We start from the raw sequence: 11,220 nt of genomic DNA, 5'->3' as shown, positions 1-11,220 counted from the left end.
ACGAATTAGTTATAAAACCGCTGGGTTGTCCCCAATTAAATTTAGGGACAACCACAGCAGTTAAACATTCCGGTTTTTGGGGGACTCTGCAAATTATAAAAAATGACCTCTTTTTGTTGTCATTTATTAAATTCAGAGATAGCTATATCGGTTAAATATTCTAGTTTTTTTGAGACTATTTATTAGAAGTTTTATTAATTTATCTAATCTAATAACTTAACTTATTTATAATTATTTCAGTTAGAAAATGAAAGAGAATAAGTTCAAATCTTTTATCTTGGTTAACTCAATGAGTTTATTGAGTTTCTTTCCGATATTTTTAGTATCCTGTAAGACTCAGGAAAATAATCAAACTAATAAAAATCCAAATTCTAATATTAGACCTCTAGTGCCACTAGAACCAACTTTTCCTTCAAATCATATTAATCCCAAAGACAAGAATGAAAAAAATAACAATGAATTCTTTTTAGTTAATTATTTTGTTGATGACAAATTATTAAAGACTTCTAATATAAAAGCAAATACGACATTAAAACCTGAATTAATTCAAAGAGAAAATTATATTTTTGAAGGTTATTATTTAGATAAGGAATTTAAGAATAAATTAAAAAAAGATTTGATTGTTAAGCAGAATTTAAATATATATCTAAAATACTTTAAATATTCTAGTTATCCAGTTCATTCACTGATTGATACTATTGCTCTAAGAACTAAAAGTTTAAAACTTTTAAATAATGATGAAATTAGTTATGTTGAAATTAAAGATTTTTTTAAATTAGTAGAAGAATTAACTCTACTGAATGAAAAAAATGAAAATATAAAGTTTAATGAAGAAAAATATGATTTAACTAAAAACTTAAATTATGAAACTAACAATAAAGAATTAATTGTTACACTATCATGCAAATATCAAAAAAAGGATACAAATAATAAGGATTTTGAAATCAAATCTTGAATCAAATTTGATTCAGCAATCAATAAAATTAGCATTTCAAACTACTTATTTTTTAAGTTAATTAATCCTTATGAGTATGAATCATATTTAGATTTTAAATATCAAGATTTTAAGAATGAAATTGTGATTGATTTAAATAAATACAATCTTAAGATGCTAAGAATTGATAATCAAATTTTTATTCCATTTAATTTATTAAATCAAATAATTTTAGCTGAATATGAAAATGCATTTTATTTTAATGAAGATGAAATCTTCTTACTTAGTTATCTTGATGTGCATAAGGGAAGAGAAGAATTTAAAGAAATAAAACATAAAATTCTTAAAAATCAACTGGATAAAGAAGAAATTCCAAGTAAACTTAAGGAATTTCAATATAACTATTTATATTTTTTACTTGATAACTTCTATGGCATTAAATTTAAGAACAATAACCATTTTTTAAAATTACTTTCTAATTATAAAAATAAACTTCTTGGATCTAATGATGAGCACTATCAAGCGCTTCATCATCTAATTAATGACTTAGATGACATACATACTAAGGTCTTAATGCAAGGTTTGTATGAAAAAGAAGCAAATTATAATAATTATAGTCGTGCAATTAATATAAAAAATCTAAAAAAGATTGCCAAAGAAAGAACAAAAAGATTCTATGAGATTGATGATAAGTTACATAATTTAGAAATAAAATTAGGTTTTGAGGGTATTTCAATTTTGGATTCTAAAGATAAAAAAACTCGAATGATTAATTTTAATATTATTACAAGAGAGACTATAGAAACCTATCTTAAAAAAGATTTAAAAGAAGCAAAAGAACAAGGAATAAAAAACATTGTTCTTAACTTAGCACTTAATCAGGGCGGTTCAGTACAAGCTACTTGAGAATTATTTGGGTTTATGACAGATCAATATTTTAAATACTATGAATATAACCCACTTGCAAAAGAAAAAATACTAACAGAAATTAAATCAAGTATTGGCAAATATGATGATTTTAAATATTATATTTTAGTTTCCCCAATAACATATTCTGCAAGTAATATGCTAGCAGCTGTTGCAAAAGAAAATAAACTTGCTAAAATAATTGGTTATCAATCAGCAGGTGGCGCTTCAATCGTTAGATTTTCAATTCTTCCAACTGGTAATATTATTCGTTTGAGTAGTAATAATGTTCTAACCAATCAAAACTTTGAATCATATGAATTAGGAGTAATTCCGGATATTGATTTTACAAAAGAAGAAAATGGTGTATTTGAAAAATTATTTGATATTGAGTACATATCTACATTAATCAACAAAAATAATTAAAATAAGTTTCGAATTTAAGTCTAATTTAGGCAATAAAAATCAATTAGATTGAAATTTTAATTCTTTTTTCTTAATTAAATGATGTTATTAAGCACTACATTAAGTAGATAAATTTAAAAATTTCATAATTGCTAAGGATGTTTGAAAATTTAATGTAAAATTTAAGCTAATGAAATTAGGTAAAAAACATTTTATCTTATCCTTATTGGTATCCTCTATTTTACCAATATCTCTTTTATCTTCCACTACATGTAACAGAATTAAGAGTAAGCATTTAGATAAGCGAAACGTTGCTTTAAATCGAAATTCAAATGCTACAATAAAACTACAAAAATACGATTTTATAGATTTAATTAAAAATAATAAAAATCGGCTTAAGGAAGTTAACTTATTCCTTCATAATGATGTAGCCTATATTGGAATTAAAGAATTTCTAACAGCAATAAAAAGTGTGACAAATTTTCAAAATACTGAAACTAAATTAGTTGAAATTAATAATAAAAAATACAAGAATAAAAAGGTTTTAGATCACTTTTTTAAGGATAACAAAGTAATTTTAAAGTTAACAAATGAATTTGTTAATGAGAGCAATATAAGTGATAAAAAAATAGTTGAATATACACTTGAGATTGATTTTAGAACAAATAAAATTAATGTTTCAAATTACAAGTTTTTTATTGAGATCCTAAAAGATTATAGAAGAGGAGAAGAAGAACTTGAAATTGATTTTTTATCCTCTAAGAATATTAATAGTCAAACAACATTTAGTTATGACTTGAAAGAATATGGAATTGATATCTTAAAAAATGAAAATGACTTATATTTACCATTGGTACTATTAAATCAACTTTTCTTAAATGAATCAAATTATCAAACATACTTCAATGGTGAAATATTTAATTTATTTAATTACACTGAAACATTATCAGATGCATTTGGACCAGTTAGATTAAAAAGTTCGAAGGCAAATAATGAACAAATACCTACTGGACTTAAAGAATTTCAATATAAGTATTTTTCCTTCTTATTTGATTATTATTATGGAATAAAGTTAAAAGACAATAAATCATATAAAGAATTCATTAGTGTCTATGAGAATGATATTTTAGGTGAAGATGATAATCACTATTTGGCGACAAAAGATATTATCAATGATCTAGGAGATTTACATTCATCATTTATTCTTGATGGTTATTATAATTATGATAATTCAGCAGTTAAATATATTGAAAGAGAATTTAAAAAGACTGAACGACTTCAAAAGCGTGCTGAAATTGAAAATGAATTAGGAAAAAGAGATTTTGGAAAAGTTGAATATAGCATTACATATACACCAGATAGAAAAACAGCAATAATTTCTTTTCGTGCATTTGATAGGAATACAACAAAAGAAATTCAAAAGAGTTTAGAGATTGCAAAAAATCAAGGTGTTAAAAACATTGTCTTCAATGTTACTGTTAATACAGGTGGATATATAGGAAGTGCTTATGAAATTATGGGTTTTATGACAGATAAACCTTTTTATTCATATTTATATAATCCATTAACTAAAGAAAAAAGAATTGAAGAAATTAAATCAAAATATCCCAAATATGATTTTAATTATTTTATATTAACATCTCCATATTCATTTTCAGCCGCTAACATTTTTCCACAAATGGCAAAAGATAATAATGTTGCAAAAGTAATTGGATATAAAACATTTGGTGGTGCTTCGGCAATAAATTATGCAATTCTACCAACTGGAGATATTATTCAATTAAGTAGTAATAATGTATTTACGGATAAAAATTTCAACTCAATTGAATTAGGAGTTAAACCTGATATTCCTTTTGAAGGAGATATTTATAAGGATCAGGACAAATTATATAATTTAGATTATATTGAATCTATAGTAAACAAAGAAACTAACGATCGATTAAATATATCTCATTTAATTAAGAATACCAATCTAGGAGAAATAGCATCCAAAGAAAAACTATTCTTATATGAAGAAATCAAGAAAAAAAACAATGCCTTCAATCTTGATATCTGAGATATTGAGTTTCATTCATTAAGAAAATTGGAAAATCAACCAAATAAGTATGAAATTATATTGATGGTTAAGGACAATGCTTTAGGCTATCATGGAGAAATAAAATTATTCTTTAGTTTAAAAGAAGAAGAAAAAGAATATAAAAAACCAAACAGAAATCCACATATGGATACTGAAAATACAGAAAAAATATTCAAGCTAAATAAACAAAGAAAATTAGTAATTACTTTATCTACAATCTTAAGCTTACTAGGAATCTTATTGGTTTCGATTATTGTTTTCTTAGTTATAAAAATCAAAAAAAGAAAGATAAGTCACTAATTTAATATAGGTTAAAAAATTAATTCTAAGAAATATCAGATTTAGTTATTTACAATCTCTTTTTTGCTAAATTATTATTTCATTTAAGAAAAATAAAAAAGTGCTTTTTGCACTTTTTTTACGATTGAAAATGATGACTATTCTTTTGTTTCTAATTCAGCTTTTCTTGCTGCTCTTCTTAGATCTCTAGCTCTTTCTTTAGCCAATTTGTGTGCTCTTTTTTCGGCCTTTACTTTGTTAGCTAGTCTAACATCTTTTCTCATTGCTTTCCTTTCAAAAATTGCATTTAGTGCCTTAGATAAACAAAAAAGATAATTATAAATTATAACTATTTTTTTGTAATTTCCTTTACTTTTTCTTCGATTGAATCTAGGTCAATATTATCCATGGCCTTAAGTTTATTTTCAAGATTTATTTGTTTATTTTTCAAACTATTTTTATCTAAACTATTTGATGTAGTTTCAATTATTTCATTGTTATCTAATTCAAAAAGATTAATCTTTTCATTATGTTTGAAGTTGACAGGAGAATTGGTATATTTTGTTTCTTCTTTTAATGAATAATATCTTTGAAATAAGGTTTCTTTAAGATTACCAATAATTGTTTTATTATCATCAAGTTTTTTAAGATAATAGGATCTTAATTTCTTTTTTTCTTCATCATCAACATCAATTAATTCTTCAATTTTTAAATGTTGAATTAAATATCCAGAATTATTGCTTTCGATATAGTTGTTTGATAATTTGTCTATTTTCTTATTGTTATTTTCAATCTTATTTATATCAAATTCAGTTACTTCATTGTTCTTATTCGTATAAATAAATTCCAAAGAATCAGTTATTACTTCAAGATTTTTTGGTGTGCAATTTACATTTTTTAGGATATTAAACAAAAAAGTACCGCGGTTTGTTCGATTAGTATAAGCAAGATCAACCGCATTTCAAACTTTTGTTACTCCATCTTGTGTGAGCATTAAGATTTTATTGAATTTCGATATTGTACAAAAGGCGACCACATAAGTTTTATTTAATTTTGGTAGTAACTTGATTCCTTGTGCTTTAAGCGTTAGTGTCGATGAAAATTCATTTTCATTAATTAAGAAATAAAGTCCGTTATTAAGAAGAATAAATATATCTTTTTCATTATTTCCAAACTTGACATCAACTAACTCATCATCTTCATTTTTTAAAGAAATACAACTTCTTTTTCGATTGTAAATTTTTGATTCAAGGTCACTGAATTTAATTTTTTTTCCATAACCAAATTTGGTTATCAATATTAAATCAAGATAGGTATCAAATGAAGAAACTTCCATTACACGAATAACTTTTTCATAGATATCAAGATTGATATATGAAGAAATATGAATACCTAATTCTTTTCAAATATTATCTTTTAGACTATGTGCTTCTAAGATAAAGAAATTACCTTTATTTGTAAAAAATAGAATTTTAGAAAGAGAATTTATTTTATTGTAATAAAGAATCGCATCATCATTTTTAAGTCTAAAGGAACTTAGGTCATTTGAATTAAAGATTTTTGGAGTGATTTTTTTAATGTATCCATCTTGTGAGAAAAAGAAATAAAAATCTTCGTTTTTAGTTAATGATTTATAATCAACTTCTTTATTGACTAACTCGTCTAGAATTTCAGTCTTTCTTTCTTTTCCAAATTCATTTTTAATTTCATTTAATTGAGAAATTAAGTATTTATTGAATTCTTGCTGATCATTTAAAAGTAGTTTGCAATTTGAAATGAGGTCTTCAAGATATTTTTTTTCATTTTGAAATTCAATTTGATCCATCTTGGATAATTTATATAATCTTAATTCAGCAATTGTGGTTGCTTGAATTTCTGAAAAATGAAATTTATCCATCAGTGCAGAAATGACACCTTTTTTAGAATTATCACTTTCTTTGATTAATTTAATAACTTGGTCAGATATTTCAGCTACCTTAATGAATCCTTTAATGATTTCATGACGAAGTTGATATTTTTTTAAATCATATTTAATACCTTTAGTATTAATCAAACTTAAATGTTCTAAAAATGCATAAATTGCCTTATCCAAAGAAAGTAGAACCGGTGCACTTTTATATATTGCCATCATGTTGTAATCATAGTTAATGCGTAATTTGGTCTTATTCATTAAATAAGTAATAATTGCTTCAGCATTGCTATCTTCATCAATATCAATATAAATTGATAAACCATCTCGATCTGATTGATCTCTTATTTCTTTAATTCCTGAAATCGTTTTTGAAGCAATAATTGAATCAATTTCAAAAACTAATTTTGACTTAATAACACCAAATGGAATTTCAGTTATTTCAATTCCAATTGTCTTATCTTTTTTGTTTTTGATGAAGTTATATTTTGCTGAGAGACTAATTTTTCCCTTACCACTTTTGAATGCTTCTTTAATCCCATTTATGCCATGAATGATTCCACCTGTTGGAAAATCTGGACCTTTTACATATTTCATCAATGATTCAACATCTATATCTTTATTATTAATCATTGCAATTGTTGCATCAATCAATTCATTAAGATTATGAGGAGGAATTTGGGTTGCGAATCCTGATGCGATTCCAACAGCACCATTCAATAGTAAATTAGGAAATAAAGTAGGAAGTACAACTGGTTCATATTCTGAATCATCAAAATTAGGGATCATCGCAACTACTTTTCGTTCCAAATCCTTAAGCATATACTCAGCTATTTTTTCTAATCTTGATTCGGTATAACGCATTGCAGCAGCTGGGTCATCATCGATTGAACCTTTATTTCCGTGCATCTGAACAAGAGGATAGTTACTTTTTCATTCTTGCGCCATTCTAACCATTGCTTCATAAACTGAACTATCGCCATGTGGATGATATTTACCTAAAACATCTCCGACTATTCTTGCAGATTTTTTAAATTGGTCTTTGTTTCTTAGTTTTAAATTTCACATTGAATAAAGAATTCTTCGCTGTACTGGTTTTAGACCATCTCTTGCATCAGGGATTGCTCTTTGCTGAATTACGTATTTTGAAAAACGAGAAAAACTTGTATTCATGATTTCAATCATGTTTTTCTCAATGATATTTTCAATTGTTTCCTCAAATTCTTTTTTGTTATCTTTAGCCATAGATTTTTATCCTATTTTTGAATCTCAAATTCATCAATACTTGAAAAGTCAATATTTTCATTAATTCATGTTTTTCTAGCTTCAGGGTTGTCACTCATGAATGTCGTTATATTTCTCTCTGTTAATGCTTGATTGTCAATGCTTACTTTAATGATATTTCTTGTTTTTGGATTCATTGTTGTATCTCATAATTGGTCGGCATTCATTTCTCCTAATCCTTTATAACGTTGAATTTCGTAGTGAGAATATTGGGAAGTAATTTCTCGCAATCCATCTTCATCTCATGCATAAAAACTCTTATTATTTGCATTTTTAATTGTTATTTTATAAAGTGGAGGTAATGCAATATAGATCATGCCAGCTTCAATTAATTTTTTCATATATCTTCAAAAGAAGGTTAGAAGTAGCATCTGAATATGTGCACCATCAACATCAGCATCAGTCATGATAATGATTTTTCCATATTGTGAATTTTTTAGATCGAAGTCTTCACCAATTCCCGCACCAATTGTATTAATAATCGTAGCTAACTCTTCATTTGCAAGAATGTCAATTAATTTTACCTTATCAGTATTCATAACAACACCACGAAGTGGCAAAATTGCTTGTGTTTTGCGGTCTCGACCCATTTTAGCTGACCCACCTGCTGAATCACCTTCAACCAAAAATAATTCTTTATCAGCAGAAATTTTTGATTGAGCAGGTGTTAGTTTTCCTGATAGGATCTTTTTGGTATCGAGTTTATTTTTTACTTTTCTAGCTTCATTTCTTGCATTTCTTGCAGCAATTCTACCTTCATAGGTACGCTTAATTTTTTCAATGATTTTGTCCGCTTCTTGTTTATTTTCATTTAAATAAAAATTAAATTTTTCTGAAAAGAAATCCTCGACTGCCTCACGCGCTTCAGGAGAACCTAATTTATCCTTTGTTTGTCCAACAAACTCAAGAATACTCTCAGGAACTTTTAATGAGACAACAGCAATGATTCCTTCTCTAACATCCAAACCATCAAAACTAATTTTAGATTTTGAGTTTGTATTTTTTGAATATCATTCATTGATTGTTTTAGTTAAAGCAGCCTTAAATGCTGTCTCATGCGTTCCACCATCTCTTGTTTTAACATTATTGACAAATGAGTATATAGTTTCATTATAACTTTCAGTGTATGCGACTGAGATCTCAATTTCAATATTATTTTTTGCTATCCCTGAGGCATAAAAAACATTACTTATAAATTTCTTTCCTTCACCAACAAAGTTAACATATTCTTTAATTCCCTCATTGGTTTGAAAAACAATATTTTCATTTGTTATTTCATTGATGTAATTTATTTTTAGATTTGAAATTAGAAAACTAGCTTCCCTCAATTTTTCTTTGATTATTTCAGAAGAAAATTTTGATTTTTTAAAAATATCAAAATTAGGTCAAAATTGGACTCTTGTTCCTTTTTTAGAACTAGGTCCAATTAAAGTTGTTTTAGTTGTAATTTCTTCTTGTTTAAAAGCTGTAAAGTATTCTTTTTTATCTCTAAAAACGCTTACTTCTAATTTAGAACTTAAGGCATTAACAACGGAGGCTCCTACTCCATGTAAACCACCACTTGTTTTATATGCACCATTTCCAAATTTCCCGCCAGCATGTAGTTCAGTAAAAACTAACTCGACACCACTTTTTCCTGATTCATGTTTTGTAATCGGAATTCCTCTTCCATTATCTTCAATAATAATTGAATTATCTTTCTTTAGTGTCACTTTGATATTATCAGCAAAGCCACCAAGTGCTTCGTCAATTGAGTTATCAAAAATTTCTCAGATAAGGTGGTGTAAACCATTTGAATCAGTTGAACCAATATACATTCCAGGTCTTTTTATTACTGCATCTAAGCCCTTTAGAACTTTTAAATCATTTGCTTCATAATTAGACATACTCATATTTTTTAAATTATATATATTTTGAATTAATTTAAAATAAATTAGAATTCCAAGTAATTATTTAGGATTTAAAGATAGCAATCTTATGTTTAAATATCGTTGAATAATCAGCAATAAAATAAAGAATTTTAAAGATTAAAAAAACACTTCTTGCTTTTTATTCTAAGAAGTATTTTTTATAAATTAAATTTTATAATGTCAATATTATCAATGATTTCATCTTCTAATTTAAATAAGTCAACTAATTCATCTTCTAATGCTTTTGCTGTTTCTCGATTAGGTTTTGTAATGGGAAATTTTGGAGCAAATAATTCACATGTCTCACAAGCCTTAAGAATTGAAATATCCATTGTTTTAATTCTCTTTGCAATTGCAATTGTTTCATTTTTATCAAAACTAAGTAAAGGACGTAGGATTGGAAGATTGCAAACTTCTGATATTGTATATATAGATTCAAGCGTTTGTGATGCAACTTGGGCAAGGTTTTCACCATTGGAGATTGCTTTAATATTGTATTTATTCGCAATCTTTTGGGCAATTCGATAGAAGCTACGACGCATTAGACAGATTTTGTATTTTTGGTTGGAAACTAATCCAATGTAATTCATTATTTTTGTATAGTTAACTTGAAATAAGGTTGCGCTACCTTGATATCTTGTAAGTAATGAAATGATATCGTTGATTTTGTCTGTTGTTTTTTTATCTGTATGAGGAGGTGTTATGAAGTTAAGGAATGAAATATGTAATCCTCTTTTTTGAAGTAAATTTGCTGCAACTGGTGAATCAATTCCACCACTAATTAAATGTAGTGTTTCTCCTGATGAAGAAGTAGGCATTCCACCCATACCTTCGATATATTGTGTAAAAATATAACTAAATTTATCACGAATTTCAATATAAAAAATCAAACTTGGATTTGTTAAATTAACGCTTTTGTTTTTAAAATTACTTAAGATATAATGTCCAAAGTGCATATTAAGTTGTGCTGAAGTCATTTTGTAATTCTTATTGTGTCTTCTAGCGTTAATTGCAAATGTATCAAATTCATTTTCAGATGCAATTTGATTGACTACCAATTCAATGTCTGCAAGATTGATTGAAGACTTATAAACAACTGAATAAGATGAAATTCCAAAAATATATTTTAGAGATTCTAAATTTGAATCTGAATACTTACAAAATGCTCGATCGTATTCCATTTTTATTTCATTTTTATTAATATATAACTCAAGATTTTTTCTTAGTTGTTTGATAAAATCCTTTTTATTTTCTCCCTTAAGTGTTAATTCTCCATATCTAATTAGAATTTCTTTTTCAATCATTTCTTGCATTTTATAACCCCTCATTTTTCTTTTTTATTTGTTTGAATTGAGATTTCTTATCTACGAAAGCGTATTTTGTTAAATATTATATTACATTAAAACATTCTTAACCCTTATGAATTTTTACTAGGGATTTAAGAAAGAAAATTTCTTTATAAAATTGCAGGATCTTGAATTAATAAAATATAAAACTTATTTATCAATAACTAAAT

General features: G+C 26.0%; 6 protein-coding genes. 2 read left to right on the top strand and 4 right to left on the bottom strand.

The annotated features are described in order from the left end of the window. Nucleotides 1-289: 289 nt before the first annotated feature. Nucleotides 290-2,266: a S41 family peptidase gene (locus BCF89_RS08445; RefSeq protein WP_170108356.1), complete on the top strand. Its 1,977-nt coding sequence runs from the start codon at nt 290-292 to the stop codon at nt 2,264-2,266. Nucleotides 2,267-2,435: 169 nt separating this feature from the next. Then, nucleotides 2,436-4,622: a S41 family peptidase gene (locus BCF89_RS02700; RefSeq protein ID WP_111518754.1), complete on the top strand. Its 2,187-nt coding sequence runs from the start codon at nt 2,436-2,438 to the stop codon at nt 4,620-4,622. Nucleotides 4,623-4,759: 137 nt separating this feature from the next. Here BCF89_RS02700 and BCF89_RS08440 read toward each other — a convergent pair whose 3' ends face one another. From BCF89_RS08440 to thiI, 4 genes are all read right to left on the bottom strand, one after another. Continuing rightward, complete coding sequence (locus BCF89_RS08440; RefSeq protein WP_277870056.1) at nt 4,760-4,885, bottom strand: hypothetical protein; 126 nt, start codon at nt 4,883-4,885, stop codon at nt 4,760-4,762. Between the two features lie 65 nt (nt 4,886-4,950). After that, nucleotides 4,951-7,755, bottom strand: a complete 2,805-nt coding sequence (locus BCF89_RS08435; protein ID WP_111518752.1) for a DNA topoisomerase (ATP-hydrolyzing) — start codon at nt 7,753-7,755, stop codon at nt 4,951-4,953. Between the two features lie 11 nt (nt 7,756-7,766). Continuing rightward, nucleotides 7,767-9,686 (bottom strand): DNA gyrase/topoisomerase IV subunit B, encoded by a 1,920-nt coding sequence (locus BCF89_RS08430; RefSeq protein ID WP_111518750.1) that lies wholly within the window; start codon nt 9,684-9,686, stop codon nt 7,767-7,769. A 176-nt stretch (nt 9,687-9,862) separates the two neighbouring features. Beyond that, the gene (gene thiI / locus BCF89_RS02685; RefSeq protein ID WP_211305419.1) at nt 9,863-11,017 is read right to left on the bottom strand and encodes a tRNA uracil 4-sulfurtransferase ThiI; all 1,155 of its coding nucleotides are present in this window, start codon (nt 11,015-11,017) and stop codon (nt 9,863-9,865) included. Nucleotides 11,018-11,220: the final 203 nt, after the last annotated feature.

Source organism: Metamycoplasma auris (assembly GCF_003253435.1).
GTDB classification, from domain to species: Bacteria; Bacillota_I; Bacilli_A; order Mycoplasmatales; family Metamycoplasmataceae; genus Metamycoplasma; species Metamycoplasma auris.
Note: the sequence above shows the minus strand (reverse complement) of the source record. Positions and strands in the feature narration are given on the sequence as shown.